Source organism: Vibrio sp. L85 (assembly GCF_963871815.1).
In the GTDB taxonomy this organism is placed as follows: domain Bacteria; phylum Pseudomonadota; class Gammaproteobacteria; order Enterobacterales; family Vibrionaceae; genus Vibrio; species Vibrio harveyi.
In genome coordinates this window covers 40,234-56,776 of the sequence record NZ_CAWMYL010000114.1, presented here as the reverse complement: position 1 = coordinate 56,776, position 16,543 = coordinate 40,234, and the positions used below count along the sequence as shown (strand labels likewise).

Genomic DNA, 16,543 nt, shown 5'->3' with positions numbered 1-16,543 from the left:
CCTGATGAACACATCAGGCTTTTTCGTATCTAGCGGTTAGCAAGCTTATTCACCAGCAACCTTCATGGTATCCAACAAGATAGAACCAGTTTGGATTTGCGAGCGTGTTTCTACGTCGCTGCCCACAGCAACAATCTGGTTGAACATGTCTTTCAAGTTACCCGCAATGGTAATTTCAGACACTGGGTATTGGATTTCACCGTTCTCAACCCAGAAACCAGCTGCACCGCGAGAGTAATCGCCAGTTACAACGTTTACGCCTTGACCCATAGTTTCTGTTACCAGTAAACCTGTGCCCAGCTCTTTTAGCATTTGCTCGAAATTTTGACCTGTCGACTTCACATACCAGTTATGGATACCACCAGCGTGACCCGTTGGGTCCATCTTCATCTTGCGAGCGGCATAGCTAGTTAGCAAGTAGGTAGCTAAAACACCATCGGTGATGATTTCACGATCTTGCGTGTAGACACCTTCGCTATCGAATGGGCTTGAAGCTAACCCACGTAGTACGTGCGGACGCTCAGAAATGTTGAACCACTCCGGCAATACTTGCTTACCAAGGTGATCCAATAGGAAAGAAGATTTGCGGTACAGGTTACCACCGCTGATTGCCATCACTAGGTGACCAATCAAGCCTGTCGCTACGTCCGCAGCAAACATCACTGGGTATTTGCCCGTCTTAAGCTTTTGCGCGTCAAGGCGACTGATGGTTTTCTCTGCCGCTTTGCGGCCAACCATTTCTGGTGACCAAAGATCGTCACGATGGCGCGCAACGGTATAGCTGTAATCGCGTTCCATCTCGCCGTTTTGACCCACGCCAATCACACAACAGCTAGTGCTATGACGGCTTGATGCGTAACTTGCTAACAAGCCATGGCTGTTACCGTAAACCTTAACGCCGTAGTGACTATCGTAGCTCGCACCATCGCTTTGCTTAATTGCGTCGCTGTAGTTCAGCGCTTCTTTTTCAGCTGCGATAGCGACCTGCGCTGCGTAGTCTGGATCAGGAGCATCTGGGTGGAAAAGGTCTAAGTCTGGCACCTCTTTCACCATGTATTCTTTTGGAGCAGGACCTGCGAACGGGTCTTCTGATGTGTATTGAGCGATGTCTAGTGCTGCTAGAACGGTTTGCTCAATAGCAGCTTCGCTCAAGTCAGATGTGGAAGCACTGCCTTTACGTTGACCACGGTAGACAGTAATGCCTAGTGCGCCATCGCTGTTGAATTCAACGTTTTCCACGTCACCCATGCGAGTGGAAACACTCAAACCCGTACTCTTGGTGATTGCGACTTCAGCGGCATCAGACTTCGCCGCAGCGATTTCTAGTGCACGTGAAACGGCTTGTTCTAGCTCGGTACGTTGCTCAGCAACCTGCTGTTTAATATCCATTGTCTTTCACATCATGTATTCGATGCACAATAGAATAACAAGAATTTCGCTTTCTCCCCACGATTCTTGTTAAAATAGTCATAATATTAATCAAAACACAGGCAACTGAAATGGCACGTAAGAATCAAAAAGCGCCATGGGAACCAGAAGAAGAGATCATCTGGGTTAGTAAATCCGAGATGAAGCGAGACATGGAAGAGCTGCAAAAGCTTGGTGAAGAGCTAGTTGGTCTTAAGCCGGCGGTTCTAGAAAAGTTTCCATTGAGCGAAGAACTGCGCGAAGCGGTTGCTGATGCACAACGCTTTAAAAACGAAGCACGTCGTCGTCAGCTACAACGCATTGGTAAGCTAATGCGCTACGAAGATCCAGAACCAATTCAAGCGGCACTGGATAAAATCCGCAACAAGCACTCACAAGCGACAGCTGCTCTGCACAAGCTAGAAGCACTGCGTGACCGCGTTGTAGAAGAAGGCGATAAAGCGATTGATGACGTAATGGAATTGTATCCAGAAGCGGATCGTCAACGTCTACGCCAACTTGCTCGCCAAGCAGCAAAAGAGAAGAAAGCCGGTAAACCAGCAAAATCTTACCGTGAAATCTTCCAAATTCTGAAAGCATTTGAAGAAGAAATGTAATTCAACGCTTAAGAAAGTAAAAAGCAGACCTGTGAGTCTGCTTTTTTCATGCCTATTTTCAGGTATTACGCCAAGCGATTGAGGCTTTCACCACGCTCAAAGGCGTTAATATTCTCAATCAAGATCTCAGCCAAACGCTGAATCGATGAGTCACTGCCCCAAGCGACGTGTGGCGTTAACAATAGATTGGGTAAGTGCATATTGGCAATCAACGGATTACTCTCATCGGCGGGCTCTTGGGTAAAGACATCAAACCCTGCACCAGCAATCTCACCTTGTTTTAAGCTATCCACTAAGGCTTGCTCATCTACCAAGCCACCACGTCCGGTATTAATCAAAATTGATGTTGGCTTCATCTGCTTAAGTTCCGCTTCGCCAATCAAATTACGTGTTTCATCATTCAATGGACAATGCAGAGTGATGGCGTCCGCTTGATTTAGCATTTCAGTAAAAGAGACATAGCCTTCTCGGCACTCGGTTACGCCTTTGCGCTCCGTAAACACCACGTTCATACCTAACGCTTTCGCTAATTGTGCCGTCGCCAGACCTAATGCGCCGCTGCCAACCACCCCCAAAGTGCTACCCGCAACGTCCCCAATTGGATGCGTAAAGAAACAAAACTGTTTATTACGTTGCCACTCGCCTGCGGCAATGTCTTGATGATAACCAAACAAGTTGCGGCGCAAGGCAAAAAGCATCGCAATGACATGTTCAGGCACCGAGCGAGTCGCATAGCCACGCACGTTGGCGACCGCAACATTGTGCTCAGCGCAATAATTAACATCGACATTATTAAAACCCGTAGCCGCGACAGCAATCATCTTGAGATTGGGAAGTTGAGAGAGAACGGTTTGGTCGAGCATCACTTTGTTGCTGATCACGATATCTGCATCAGAAAGGCGTTCAACAACTTGCTCAGAAGAAGTCAGATCGTATTCCACCCAATCATGGGCAAAGCTTGGACGAGGAACTTGAATTTGAACGGGAATAGTCGCGCGGTCGAGGAAGACCACTTTAGGCAGTGACATAACAACTCCTTGTTCACTGCCTAAAGATGAATTTATGGACGTGGCAGTGTTTTGTAATCTGGTAATTTACGCGCTGGGTCGAAATAGTCAAAGATCATCGCTTCCGCTTCCGGGTAAAAATCACAAGGAACAAAAATGCTGCGCAGCCAATGGCATTTCGGATGGTAAAAGCTCAATTCAGCGGCGTGCAGTTCTAGGCGCTCAGAGAAAGCTTTTGCTTCTTCAGTTGCGTAAAATTCATCCCCCACAATCGGGTGACCTAATGCTTGCATGTGGACACGCAATTGGTGTGAGCGACCAGTGATAGGCAGTAAACGTACAATCGTCGTCTTCGCTCCATCAGGATGCTCTTCTCGCTTCGCCACTTGGAATAGCGTCTTAGAAGGTTTGCCATCTTCAAAACACACTTTCTGCAGTGGACGGTTAGGCCAATCGCAAATCAGCGGCAGGTCAATATCACCTTCTTCTTGCTCTACGTGCCCCCAAACTCGTGCATAGTAGATCTTATGCGTCAATCGATATTGAAACTGCTTCTTTAAAGCACTTTCTGCATGTTTGTTCTTCGCCAGAACCATCAAACCGGAAGTCGACATATCCAAACGGTGTACCACTTGAATGTCTGGATACTGCTCAGTGAGGCGACTCCACATACTGTCATAGTGCTCAGCGAGACGGCCCGGCACAGAGAGCAGACCGGATGGCTTATTCACAGCCAATATTTGCTCATCTTCAAAAACGACATCAATCCAAGGATCGGTTGGTGGATTGTACTCAAGCATTGCCATGGGCAGGATCTCTACAGAATAAAAACGCGCTGATTATACCCAAGAGCCCTCAAGATGCATGCACAAAACACGTTTAATTTTTTCACCAACAAGGGTCGACATAACTTTTTGAAATAATAAAAATTAACAAGTCAAACCACCAATAAAAAATAAATTCAAACCAAGTTGTAAATTTAAATTGACAACCATACTGGGCATGTTACTTATAGTTTATCGTTGATGAACAAGGACAATAACAAATGGAATCGGCAGTACCAGATCAACCCCAATCTAAAATCTCCCAATTTATACGCTCGTTGGGTCCCGGTATTCTCATGGCTTCTGCGGCGGTGGGTGGCTCTCACCTCGTTGCTTCAACAAAAGCTGGTGCCATTTATGGCTGGCAACTCGCCGTGCTTATCCTGCTAGTAAACCTTTTTAAATACCCATTTTTTCGAGCAGGCGTGCAATACACCATGGGCACAGGTAAAACCTTGGTTGAAGGCTACGCTAAGCTTGGTCGCCCCTACCTGTGGTTGTTCTTGTTTCTCAGTTCCGTTTCTGCGGTGATCAATACAGCAGCGCTTCTGATGTTCAGTGCGAGCTTGTTGGGCTACTTCATTCCATTTTCATTGTCGATGGCATCACTCAGTATCATTGTATTGGTCACGTGCTTGGTGATCCTATTCGCTGGTCATTACAAAGCGCTGGATACGCTCTCGAAAGTCATCATGACAGTACTGACTATTGCGACATTACTAGCAGTGGCGATTGCATTTGGTAATCCGGTAGAGCCTGTTGCGAACTTTGAATCCCCCTCTCCTTGGTCAATTGCAGCTATCGGCTTTATCGTTGTAACCATGGGCTGGATGCCAGCACCAATCGAGATCTCTTGTTTGACGTCTGCGTGGCTCAAACGCCAAACTAGCCAACAAGAAGTCACCGCAAAATCTGCGTTGTTTGATTTCAATGTCGGCTATATTGGTACTGCGGTATTGGCTTTGGTGTTTGTATCGCTAGGTGCGTTGATGCTACACGGCTCAGGCATCGAGCTTAAAAGCTCTGGCGTGGGCTTCTCCCACCAGCTAGTCGGCTTGTACGCTGCAACTATTGGTGAATGGTCACGCTACCTAATTGCGGTGATTGCGTTCTTCTGCATCTTCGGCAGTACAATTACGGTAATTGATGGCTACTCTCGTGTGATTTCAGACTCTCAACGTCTACTGCGCTCGCAACCAGAAACGAACCCAAAAGCCACGTCTGCGATCATGCTAACGGTATCGGTCTTAGCATTAGGTATTGTGGTATTCTGGGCTTCAGCACTGCTACCAATGCTGAACTTTGCCATGGTACTGGCGTTTATGACGACACCGTTCTTTGCACTACTGAACTACATTTTAGTGAGCAAAACCGACTTGCCTAAGCCATTGGCATTGGGGCGTAAATTGAAGTGGTTGTCGATTGCTGGCTTGATTTACTTATTCGGCTTCTTAGCGCTGTTTATTTGGTGGAAGTGGTTAATGTAATTGGCTACGAGCGATTAACTGAGCCGCTGAGATAAACCAAGCTCAGATAAAGAAAAAGGTCTTCAATTGAAGACCTTTTTTTCGTGTGTTTGAACGCTGATTAGTTGTGGCTGACCACAATCAGACGTAGCGAATCTAGCTGAACCTGAGCTTGGTTGATGTAACCTGTTAGCTCTTTGATTTGCTCTTCAATCGCTTCAATTTCTTCATCACGGATGTTCGGGTTAACCGCTTTCAGTGCTTGTAGACGCTCAAGCTCGGCATTCAAGCTTTGTTGCATGTCTTGATGCGCTTGTTTGCGAACGTCTTCCACTTTCTGCTCAACCAATGCGTCACCCGCTTCGATTAGGCTGTGAATGTCTTTCTGTACCGATGTCACTAGCTTGCTGCCTAGGTGACGGTTTACAGGGCTAAGCTGACGGTTGAAGCCTTCAAACTCAACCTGAGAAGACAGATCGTTACCACGAGCATCCATCATCATGCGAATTGGTGTCTTCGGTAAGAAACGAGTAATACCGCTGCGTTTTGGTGCTTGTGCATCCACCGCGTATACCAATTCAAGTAGGATAGTGCCCACTGGTAGCGCTTTGTTCTTCAGCAGAGAAACCGCAGAGGTACCCACACCTTCGCTCATCAGCAGATCAATACCACCTTGAATCATTGGGTGTTCCCAACTGATAAAGTGCATGTCTTCGCGAGATAGCGCTGTATCACGGTCAAATGTGATAGTCGCACCTTCGTATGGCAAGCCTGGGTAGCTTGGCACCATCATGTGCTCAGATGGCGTTACCACAAGTGCATTTTCGCCTTTGTCGTCTTGGTTCAAGCCAATGGTGTCGAACAGAGACAGTGCGAACGTCACTAGGTTTGTGTCACCATCTGTCGATGAGATTTTCTCAACGATCTGCTGCGCTTTCTCGCCGCCGTTTGAGTGCATCTCTAGCAGACGGTCACGACCTTGCTCAAGTTGTGATTTCAACTCTTTGTTCATCTTTGCTGATTCTTCAATCACTTCATCAAGGTTTGAAACATCACCAGACGCCAGCATTTCAATCAGCGCATCAGAGTACTTATCGTAAACCGCGCGACCTGTTGGACAGGTTTCAGCAAACGCGTTCAGACCTTCATCAAACCAACGAGCAAGGATCGCCTGTGATGTGCCTTTTAGGTAAGGGACGTGGATGTCGATATCACGCTTCTGACCGATACGGTCCAGACGACCAATACGCTGCTCTAGCAAGTCTGGGTTGAACGGTAAATCGAACATCACAAGCTGGTTAGCAAACTGGAAGTTACGACCTTCTGAGCCGATTTCGCTACAGATAAGAACCTGCGCGCCACCCTCTTCTTGCGCGAAGTAAGCCGCTGCTTTGTCACGCTCAAGGATCGACATACCTTCGTGGAATACAGTTGCACGAATACCTTCACGCTCACGCAATGCTTGCTCAAGTTGCAGTGCCGTACTTGCACGAGAAGCAATAACCAATACTTTGTCGCTGCGCTTCTCTTTCACTTTTTCAAGCAGCCAGTTCACACGAGAATCAAATTGCCACCAGCTTGAATCTTCACCTTCAAACTCTTGGAAGATTTCTTCTGGGTAAAGGTTCTTCACCGCACGAGCTTCTGCCGTCATCTTGCCGCCGATCATGCCTGATACACGCATTGATGTGGTGTACTGCTGCGGAATGTCCATTGGCATTAGATGCACGTTACGCTTCGGAAAACCTTTGATAGCTGCACGTGTGTTACGGAACAGAACGCGACCTGTACCGTGACGGTCCATTAGGTTGTCGATCAGTTCTTGGCGTGCTGACGCTTTCGCTTCTTCATCACTGTCGCTTTCGATAATACGGAATAGCGGCTCAACGTCTTGCTCAGAAAGCAGTTCCGTAATTTGGTTTTTCGCTTCGTCAGGCAGTTTCTCACCAGAGAACAGCGAAGTGATAGCATCCGCCACTGGTGCGTATTGCTCTTCTTCTTCAACGAATGCGTCGTAATCGTAGAATCGATCTGGGTCTAGCAGACGTAGACGAGCGAAGTGACTCTCACGACCTAGCTGCTCTGGTGTTGCCGTTAGCAATAGCACACCCGCAGTGCGTTCTGCCAAGCCTTCTACCACTTGGTATTCGCGGCTTGGTTTGTCTTGGCTCCACTCTAGGTGGTGCGCTTCATCGACAACCAATAGATCCCACTCGCCTTCTAGCGCTTGCTCGAAACGCTTGCGGCTCTTACGTAGGAAATCCAGTGAGCACAGCACATATTGCTGCGTATCAAATGGGTTTTCAGCTTCTGCGAACGCCTCAATACAACGCTCTTCATCGAAGATAGAGAAGTGCAGGTTGAAACGACGCATCATCTCAACAAGCCACTGGTGTTGCAGTGTCTCGGGCACCACGATCAGAATACGTTCAGCACGACCGGACAGCACTTGCTGGTGGATGATCATGCCCGCTTCGATGGTTTTACCCAGACCAACTTCATCCGCTAGCAATACGCGAGGCGCGTGACGACGACCCACTTCATGTGCGATATAAAGCTGATGAGGGATCAAGCCTGCACGCATGCCACACAGACCACGCATTGGGCTCTTGTGTTGCTCAAATTGGTTTTGTAGCGCACGGTAGCGAAGTACAAAGTTGTCCATGCGGTCGATTTGACCTGCGTACAACTTGTCTTGCGGCTTGTTAAAACGAATGTGGTTGCTTAGGAAGATTTCACGCAACACGATCGCCGTTTCTTGCGTGTCTTCACGAGTACCGAAATAGGTGTATAGACCTTCATCTTCCAGTACTTCTTCAACTTTTAATGACCAACCTTCTTGGCAATCGATGACATCACCGACGTTGAACGTTACTCGGGTAACTGGTGCATCGTTACGTGCGTAAACTCGGTTTTCCTCTGATGCTGCAAACATCAATGTCACAGTACGAGCATCCATTGCTACTACGGTACCTAAACCTAAATCGCTTTCCGTATCGCTAATCCAGCGCTGCCCCAAAGCAAATGTCATGAATTGACTACCTCGTTGTTGTTTCTTGTTGGTCTCTACCCATCCCGATGGGCATGGATAATAAGTTTAGATCTGATTCTGGCTTCTGCTATGCCAATCGTGCTTGTCATGCCACTTTGCGCTGTGCATTTTTAAGCCAGCTGAACATGATAAATCGGGCGTAGCCTATACGCAGAAAAAGGTCGCTAATCTTACTTGAAGCTGTGATTTAGGTCACGCCGAAACCGCCCAGAGGGGCAACTTTTTTTCCTGAATTAGGAATGCAATCAAATTGTAAAAAACTCATGACAATTATTAAGTTGTAAGAAGTAAATTTTACGTATACTTCTAATGAGGGGCGCTTAGAGTCATCAAGCATGATTTGAGCGCATTAAGTACACGATTAGGATCAACACGGGTTTGCAGTAAGTTGTCTTGCTACTCGGTTGCGCACTAACCGACATTGCCCGACAACCTCTATTGCAAGCAATCAGAGTTAGGAAGACTGTTCCTTCTTAGCTACTAGCCAGCAAAGCCGCGCTGCGGCAAGGAGACGCTATGGGCGATACCGATCGGAAACTGTTTGTACTCGATACCAACATTCTTCTTCATGAACCCTTCGCCATCTTCTCTTTCCAAGAACACGATGTCGTCATCCCAATGACCGTGTTGGAAGAACTCGACCGAATCAAAGACAGTAAACGTGATGTAGCAAGGGATGCACGCGTTGCGATTCGCGCTTTGGAAGATCTGTTTAAAGACGCAACACCCGATGAAATCTCAGAAGGTATTCCAGTTTCTAAAGACAACCCTAGCCAAGGCACCATCTCTATTTTGGCGGACTTCGAATTGCAGGAAACCGTCAAAGCCTTCGCCGACAAAGCCGGTGACAACCGCATACTCAATGCGGTGCTTTATCTGCAAAACAAACGCGCACCACGTGAAGTCGTGCTCGTAACCAAAGACATCAACATGCGTTTGCGAGCCAAAGGCGCTGGCGTACGTTTCGTTGAAGACTATCGCACGGATCAACTGATTGATGATATCCAATATCTCACCAAAGGCTTCCAACAACGTGAAGGTGATTTTTGGAGTGATGTGGATGAAGTTGAGAGTTACGCGCTGGGTGGAAAAACGTTCCATAAACTCAACCGCGAACCGTTCGAGCCGACCTTTATCAACCAATACGTGATTGATGAAGAGAGTGATTTTGTAGGTCGAGTAGAAACCATTAATGAGGATAAGGTTACGCTGCTCGACCTGAGTCGTGAGCGCATGATGCATCGTCGCGCTTGGGACATTACACCGAAAAATATCTATCAAGGCATGGCGATGGATGCCTTGCTTGATCCTGATATTGATTTGGTGATTCTGACCGGCGCTGCCGGTAGTGGTAAAACGCTCCTTGCAATGGCAGCAGCACTAGAGCAAACCATTGAAAAAGGCATGTTCGATAAGATTATCGTAACGCGGAACACGCCAGATATTGGTGAGTCGATTGGTTTCTTACCGGGCTCGGAAGAAGAGAAAATGATGCCGTGGTTAGCCGCAGTGACCGATACCTTGGAAGCACTGCACAAGAACGACCATTGCACCGAAGGTTCGATGAAGTACATCTGTGATAAAGCCAACATTCAGTTTAAATCGATCAACTTTATGCGTGGTCGCTCTATCCAGAATGCGTTTGTCTTGCTCGATGAGTGTCAGAACTTAACCGCTTCACAAATCAAAACCATCATCACCCGTTGTGGTGAAGGCACCAAGATTGTGTGTTCGGGTAACTTGGCACAGATTGATTCTCACTACCTAACCCCAGTGACGTCTGGTTTGACGTATATGGTAGAACGCTTCAAAAACTTTGAAGGCAGTGCCAATATTCACCTCAATGGTGTGGTGCGCAGCCGCTTGGCTGAATTTGCTGAAGAGAACCTATAGCGAATACCCTCCCCCTAAAAACAAAAGAGCGCTCAATGAGCGCTCTTTTTAATTCTATTTCAGATGAAGTTTACTCAGTACCACCAACGGTAATGGAGTCGAGTTTCAATGTTGGTTGACCAACGCCAACCGGTACGCTTTGGCCAGCCTTACCACACACGCCAACACCTCTGTCGATGCTTAGGTCGTTACCCACCATAGAAACTTGCTGCATTGCTTCGATGCCTGAGCCAATCAACGTTGCGCCTTTCACTGGGCGAGTGATTTTGCCATCTTCAATCAAGTACGCTTCCGATGCAGAGAACACGAACTTACCAGAAGTGATGTCCACCTGACCGCCCCCGAAGTTTGGTGCGTACAGACCTTTCTTCACTGTAGAGATGATCTCTTCTGGCGTGTGCTCACCCGGCATCATGTAAGTGTTGGTCATACGTGGCATTGGTAGATGCGCGTAAGACTCACGACGACCGTTACCTGTAGGATTCACACCCATTAGGCGTGCGTTCAACTTATCTTGCATGTAGCCCTTAAGCACACCATTTTCGATAAGTGTGTTGTATTGACCGTTCACACCTTCATCATCCACGTTCAATGAACCGCGCAGATCTTTTAGCGTGCCATCATCCACGATCGTACAAAGCGGAGATGTCACTTGCTCACCCATCTTGCCCGAGAACACTGACGACTCTTTGCGGTTGAAATCACCTTCTAAACCGTGACCTACCGCTTCGTGCAGCAACACGCCCGGCCAGCCAGAACCAAGTACCACAGGCATCATGCCTGCGGGTGCTGCTTCTGCTTCTAAGTTCACTAGCGCCATACGAATCGCTTCATCTGCGAATTGGAAGGCTTGTTTCACGCCGTTCGTTTCAGATAGGAAGAAGTCGTAACCGAAACGACCACCACCACCAGCGCTACCGCGTTCACGGCGATCGCCTTTTTCAGCAAGAACACTGATTGATAGACGAACAAGCGGGCGAATATCGCCAGCGTAAGTACCGTCGGTTGCTGCAACTAGCATTTGCTCGTGCACACCGCTGATGCTTATCGACACTTCTTTGATGAGTGGCTCTTTGGTACGAATGTACGCATCCAGAGACAATAACAGTTCAGTTTTTTGTTGCTTTTCCCAGCTTGCTAGTGGGTTTACCGCATCGTAGTAAGCTTGGTTATCAGAACGCTTGAATGCGTGCACTTTGCCGTTTTGACCTTGCTGCGCAATACCACGCGCTGCAATCGCACTTTGCTTCAAACCTTCTAGTTGAATTTGGTCTGAGTAGGCGAAACCGGTTTTCTCGCCTGTGACTGCACGTACACCGACACCACAGTCAATATTGAAAGAGCCATCTTTAATGATACTGTCTTCTAGAACCAGAGACTCATGCCAGCTGGACTGAAAGTAAATGTCCGCATAATCGATCTGGCGCGTCGCAATGCTCGCTAGTGTGTCAGCGATGTCTTGCTCTGTCAGACCGTTTGGGGCAAGGAGTGCCTGTTCTATTTGGTTTATGCTCATAGTTAGCTCTTTTATTTCCGTTTCAATTCATTTTGAAAGCGACTGTGTTGAGTCAGCGGCATATTCTGCCTTACTTGCTGGTTGTGTGACAAATCTATCTCTGCCACCAGCAATCCTACTTGGTCATTCAATTGTTGGTGAACACGCCCCCAAGGGTCAATCACCATGGAATGCCCCCAGGTTTGACGACCACATGGATGCGTCCCCGTTTGCCCGCAGGCAAGAATCCAGCACTGGGTTTCAATCGCACGCGCTCTTAGCAGTACTTCCCAATGCGCCTCTCCCGTGACGGCGGTAAACGCAGCGGGCACAACGATAACTTGTGCTCCTGCTAAGCGTAGTGCTTTAAACAGTTCAGGAAAGCGTACGTCGTAGCAAATACTTAAGCCTACCGTACCAATATTGGTCTCTGCCGTCACGATGCGATTACCTGCACTAAAGGTATCCGACTCACGATAGCTGCCATACCCATCGGCTACATCCACGTCAAACATATGCAGCTTATCGTAATGAGCAATACGCTCGCCTTGCGGTGAGAAAACCAATGTCGTGGTAGTCACGCCTTGTTCAGTGCGAATCGGCATGCTTCCGACTATTAGCGTTAATTGATTGCGTTGTGCGATCTCAGATAAACACTGCTGAATAGGACCGTTACCCAAAGTTTCTGCGTTCTGGTGATACGCCTCTCGATTGGCAAACTGCGTAGCGTTTTCTGGTGTCACAACCAGCTTCACACCTTGCTCAGCAGCCAATGCGCATTGCTTGGCAATGAGGTCCAGATTCTCCTCGATATCTGGACCTGATGTCATTTGAATGATGCCAACACGTTCCATGTATTCAATTCCTTGTTCGTCGGAAGACTAACCGCGCAATTACTTCGCTTGCTCACGCAGTTTTTCTGGCAACTTGTATTCACCTTTGCTTCGTGAAATCTCTTTTACAGTAGGTGAATCCAGAGGACCTTTCACTTCGTAGTTTACTTGCGTGAAGACTTCCACTACTGGAGAAATAACCGTCGAAATCGCCAGTACGTACAACGCCGTTTGAGGCGCTACAGCAAAGGCAGTCAGCATAGGCAAACCTGAAGTAATGTCCGGAGTAAAGTTCACTTCCGCATCCACCAAGCGGGTGTTCATATCGGCGATGCCACGAATCTTCATTTCACCGGCCAGTGCATCCATCACAATATCGTTGGTGATAAATACACCATCTTGGATTTTGCCTGTACCCGTGATTGAGTTGAATGCCATCCCTTTGTCGAACACGTCGGTAAAGTCGAGCTGCATCTTACGAATGATCGAATCAAGACTAAACAGACCGAGCAATCGCGCCGCGCCACTCACTTCGGTGATCACGCCTTTACCAAATTCGGTAGAGACGTCACCTTGCAAACTTTGAGTCTTCATCGACCACGGCGCGCCATCCCAGTCTAGGTTGGCATTGATTTCAAACGGCGCTTGTTGGATGCCAGAGGTTATCCCAAAGCGCTCCATCAAATCACTGTTATTATCACCCTTAACTTTCATGGATAGGTTTGAATGACTTCGCTCTTTGGTTAGCTCCCACCAACCGCTCATATCAATACGGTTTTGACCACTACTGAAAGTTACGTTCTTCCATTCAAGTCGATTATTGCCACGCTCGACATCCACGTTTACCTTGCCGACCTTGTAACCTTGCAACCAGAAATCATCAATGTTCAAAGTTAAGTTTGGCATTTCTGCATGGAACTTGCGGTCAAAGTTTGAGATCAGTGGTGCGCTCTGGTCTTCACTAGCGAACAGAGAACTGCGCTCTTTCGTCATCTCATCAAAACCTGGAATATACAGGTGTAAATGCTCCAATGAGACGGACAAATCATACGGTTTGAGGTAATTGGCTTTGCCTTTCACTTCTTGGCTATCAACATCGAGCTGCCAGCTTAGATTCTTCTTACGTGCATTCAAATCCACATCGTGAAACTCGATACCACCAAGCTCCAAATTCTTCACATCCATGCTAATACGCGTTGGAAGTGGAACAGTCGGTGTTTTCATGCTCGACAAAACAGACTGTGTGGTACTTTGTGGAACGTGCATTAAATCCGCCCACTTATCGAGGCTCAAATCATCCAAACGAATTGAGGCGTCGTGTCCTACCACAGGGCTGATTTTGAAACCGCCGTTCCCCACAACGAGATTTGTTGCGGTCAATACTGGGACATCGCCTGAAATGTCGATTTCCGTTTGGTACTTCGCATTTGGGATCTGCAAACGAGCCGAAACACTTTCTTGGTTTCCAGAAGCTTGGAGCTTCGCTTGCCCTTTTTCGCCCCGTTTTTTCCCAAGCGGGTACGGATATTCACTTGCTAACTGACTAAGCTGAGCAAGCACATCCACTTGATAGGTAAAACCCACATCGTTGAGTTGTAGATCGATGTCCATTTGCCATGGTGCATGACCTGAAACAAGGCTTAACCAACGCTCGCCAAGGTAAGGTTTGAGTGGGTCTACCTCCCAATCACCAAGGGTATTGATGGTCACATTGTAGCCTTGCTCGGCGTTCTCACCACGAAAGTCCAGTGAGATTGGCTGCTTCAATAATTCAGCAGATAGACCAGAAGTAGTCACTACATCGTTATCGAACTTGATACGGCCAGTCGCGTTCTCTAACGTCATCGGCGGCGCATCAATATCTACGCGGTTGTTCTTAAGATCCGCATAGCCCCATGCGCGAGCATCTTTCTCGGTATCAAATGGGATATTGAGTTGGAATTCTGAATAAACAGGACCACTAACTTGCAGTGCGGTCAACGCAGCCCCCACAGAGTCAACCAGTGGCGTTGCCATCATGTAGTCACGAACTTCATTACCCGGTGCGCTTGCTTTCGCTTCGATCTCGATATGGCCACCTTCTGCAAGCTCGGGAATACGACCTGTGATTCGCTTCGCTTTCACGCCATTTAACGTGGCAGACTTCGAATCCAAGTACATGGCATCGTTTTCAAACAACAAATCGAGTTGTAAATCTGTAATGGTTGGCCAAGCAGTATCAAAGCTGAACTTCGCATTCTTCAATCCAACCCATGCTTGGAACATACCGTTATGCTCTTTATACGGGAAGTCACCTAGCTCGCCATACCAAAGCAGCTTCGCAGTATTGACCTTACCACCCTGAATCGCAGTAGATAGGTAGTCTGTCAAATCTTGCCCAAGTGCTAGAGTTGGAAGGTAACGCCACGTTTCACCAGCGTTGTAGAGATCAGCTTCTGCATAAAACGACAGAAATGGGCTTTGCTCTTTCGGGAAATCGAGACGGAACGCACCCAGCACTTGCAGATCGGGTGTCGCCGCAGTCACTTTATCAGACCACAAACGCCAACCATCTTCATCTTGCTGCCAAACGATGTCGACTTCACCCTGTTTGATGTTTAAAGGCGCTTGGAATACGTCCCCATATGGGAAGACATCATCGATAACCGTCACTTTCGCTTTTGCTTGTTCTAGGTTACCCGAGACTTTGCCTTGCACATGACTAAAGCCAGGCAGCAGCTCCCACTGCGTTAAACCCAATTCATCCAGTTCGGCTGAGTAACGTAGCGTATCTAAACCACCATTCATCGACAGGCGAATGTCCTCCACTCGTCCTTTCGGCGCTAGTTTATCTAGCAAATCCGTAGTGGATTCTGATTTAGGTGCTAGCTTAACGAGCGGGGTTAACGCTTCAATGTCTAATTGGGATAAGTTGAGTAGCCAGCCATCTGGTTGCCAATCAAAGGCAACATCCAGCTCAGGCCATGGTCGGTCATCGGTGCGAATTTGCAGTGAGTGACCATTTACTTTCCAGCCTTCTTTATCTGGTGAAAGCTTGAAAATACCAGACTCCAGCAGCAGTTCATGACGCCCTTTCTCATTCCACACTAATTCAGAGGGTTGCAGATCGACATAAGCGTAGCTTGGTTGGCTGTGTTGCAACGTCAACCAAGTGTTGAGACTCACTTTGCCTGACTCAACGCCAGACTCATCTTGCATGTAAGTGGTTAGCCAAGGCGTCACGGACACATCTTTTGCACTTACGTAAAATTCACCTGAGATATCACGCAGCGAACCATAATCTTTGAAGTTAGCACGCACTAACAATGAGTTGAGACTTGCGTCCGCAATGCTCACTGTGCCTTCCGCTAAGTGATGCTTACCTTGGTTGCTCCAACGTAATTGCTCGATGTCCAAGCGGCGTGTTTCACCAGACACTGACTTGTACCAAATACGTGAGTCGGTAATCGTGAAATCTTCAAACTGACGCAGTAACAAGGAGTCCAACTGATCAATCAGCTTTGATTCACTTTGGCTGACATTCGCTGCTGGGTCGTTACTTTCTGATTTAGACAACAAATCAACGGTACGAATATCTAACGCCAAGTCATCAATGGTGAGATCCGCGACCACAGGCTTAAACTTTAGGAGAGATTGAATCAAGTCGAATTCAATATGAATTTCATCCACGGCAAAGCGCGCGTCTTGGTTATTCGGCAGGTTCGCTTCTAAGCCTTGCAGTGCGATAGAGGGATGGCTATTACGCCAAGAGCCAGCAACGCTGGCAATAGAAAAGTCAAAACCTGTGCCTTGCTTGACCCAGGTTTTGATCTCATCTTGGAAGTGGTTAAGTTGTGGCAATGCTACGCGTAGTGTGGTTACTAAGATGGCTAAAAGCACTAATAACGTCACTAAAGTCCACGCGCAGAAACGCCCGAAACGGTTAAAACCAGAATTCACAAATTTTCCA

At 47.6% G+C, this 16,543-nt stretch carries 10 protein-coding genes; 3 read left to right on the top strand and 7 right to left on the bottom strand.

The window, feature by feature from the left end:
- Positions 1-45: 45 nt before the first annotated feature.
- Positions 46-1,389 carry a metalloprotease PmbA gene (gene pmbA / locus AACR11_RS11955; protein ID WP_005444376.1) on the bottom strand — a complete coding sequence of 448 codons (1,344 nt, stop codon included), beginning with the start codon at positions 1,387-1,389 and terminating at the stop codon, positions 46-48.
- 110 nt (positions 1,390-1,499) lie between these two features.
- On the opposite strand from pmbA, the gene yjgA reads away from it, so the two are divergent.
- A complete protein-coding gene (yjgA, locus tag AACR11_RS11950; protein WP_005444375.1) occupies positions 1,500-2,024 on the top strand; it encodes a ribosome biogenesis factor YjgA in 525 nt (174 codons plus the stop codon).
- A 65-nt stretch (positions 2,025-2,089) separates the two neighbouring features.
- On the opposite strand, the gene AACR11_RS11945 is transcribed toward yjgA, so the two are convergent.
- Positions 2,090-3,052 carry a D-2-hydroxyacid dehydrogenase gene (locus tag AACR11_RS11945; protein WP_029789668.1) on the bottom strand — a complete coding sequence of 321 codons (963 nt, stop codon included), beginning with the start codon at positions 3,050-3,052 and terminating at the stop codon, positions 2,090-2,092.
- Between the two features lie 32 nt (positions 3,053-3,084).
- Positions 3,085-3,837 (bottom strand): bifunctional tRNA pseudouridine(32) synthase/23S rRNA pseudouridine(746) synthase RluA, encoded by a 753-nt coding sequence (rluA, locus tag AACR11_RS11940; protein WP_005444373.1) that lies wholly within the window; start codon positions 3,835-3,837, stop codon positions 3,085-3,087.
- Between the two features lie 239 nt (positions 3,838-4,076).
- Between rluA and AACR11_RS11935 the strand changes: the two genes are divergently transcribed.
- Positions 4,077-5,342 (top strand): NRAMP family divalent metal transporter, encoded by a 1,266-nt coding sequence (locus AACR11_RS11935; protein WP_029789670.1) that lies wholly within the window; start codon positions 4,077-4,079, stop codon positions 5,340-5,342.
- A 100-nt stretch (positions 5,343-5,442) separates the two neighbouring features.
- On the opposite strand, the gene rapA is transcribed toward AACR11_RS11935, so the two are convergent.
- Positions 5,443-8,352, bottom strand: coding sequence for an RNA polymerase-associated protein RapA (gene rapA, locus AACR11_RS11930; protein ID WP_079324339.1), 2,910 nt, complete (start codon positions 8,350-8,352; stop codon positions 5,443-5,445).
- A 537-nt stretch (positions 8,353-8,889) separates the two neighbouring features.
- Between rapA and AACR11_RS11925 the strand changes: the two genes are divergently transcribed.
- A complete protein-coding gene (locus tag AACR11_RS11925) occupies positions 8,890-10,266 on the top strand; it encodes a PhoH family protein (RefSeq protein WP_005444370.1) in 1,377 nt (458 codons plus the stop codon).
- A 70-nt stretch (positions 10,267-10,336) separates the two neighbouring features.
- Here the strand turns inward: AACR11_RS11925 and tldD are convergent, their stop codons facing one another.
- Genes tldD through AACR11_RS11910 form a run of 3 tightly spaced genes read right to left on the bottom strand, consistent with a single transcriptional unit; the run spans position 10,337 to position 16,533 of the window.
- Positions 10,337-11,782, bottom strand: a complete 1,446-nt coding sequence (gene tldD / locus AACR11_RS11920) for a metalloprotease TldD (protein ID WP_029789673.1) — start codon at positions 11,780-11,782, stop codon at positions 10,337-10,339.
- Between the two features lie 11 nt (positions 11,783-11,793).
- Positions 11,794-12,615, bottom strand: coding sequence for a carbon-nitrogen hydrolase family protein (locus AACR11_RS11915; RefSeq protein WP_029789675.1), 822 nt, complete (start codon positions 12,613-12,615; stop codon positions 11,794-11,796).
- A gap of 39 nt (positions 12,616-12,654) precedes the next feature.
- Positions 12,655-16,533 carry a YhdP family protein gene (locus tag AACR11_RS11910; protein ID WP_029789677.1) on the bottom strand — a complete coding sequence of 1,293 codons (3,879 nt, stop codon included), beginning with the start codon at positions 16,531-16,533 and terminating at the stop codon, positions 12,655-12,657.
- Positions 16,534-16,543: the final 10 nt, after the last annotated feature.

Excerpts from the sequence above, each read along its gene's own strand:
- rapA (WP_079324339.1), bottom strand. The coding sequence starts at position 8,352 with ATGACATTTGCTTTGGGGCAGCGCTGGATTAGCGATACGGAAAGCGAT.
- AACR11_RS11935 (WP_029789670.1), top strand. The coding sequence starts at position 4,077 with ATGGAATCGGCAGTACCAGATCAACCCCAATCTAAAATCTCCCAATTT.
- AACR11_RS11945 (WP_029789668.1), bottom strand. The coding sequence starts at position 3,052 with ATGTCACTGCCTAAAGTGGTCTTCCTCGACCGCGCGACTATTCCCGTT.
- pmbA (WP_005444376.1), bottom strand. The coding sequence starts at position 1,389 with ATGGATATTAAACAGCAGGTTGCTGAGCAACGTACCGAGCTAGAACAA.
- yjgA (WP_005444375.1), top strand. The coding sequence starts at position 1,500 with ATGGCACGTAAGAATCAAAAAGCGCCATGGGAACCAGAAGAAGAGATC.
- AACR11_RS11915 (WP_029789675.1), bottom strand. The coding sequence starts at position 12,615 with ATGGAACGTGTTGGCATCATTCAAATGACATCAGGTCCAGATATCGAG.
- tldD (WP_029789673.1), bottom strand. The coding sequence starts at position 11,782 with ATGAGCATAAACCAAATAGAACAGGCACTCCTTGCCCCAAACGGTCTG.
- AACR11_RS11925 (WP_005444370.1), top strand. The coding sequence starts at position 8,890 with ATGGGCGATACCGATCGGAAACTGTTTGTACTCGATACCAACATTCTT.
- rluA (WP_005444373.1), bottom strand. The coding sequence starts at position 3,837 with ATGGCAATGCTTGAGTACAATCCACCAACCGATCCTTGGATTGATGTC.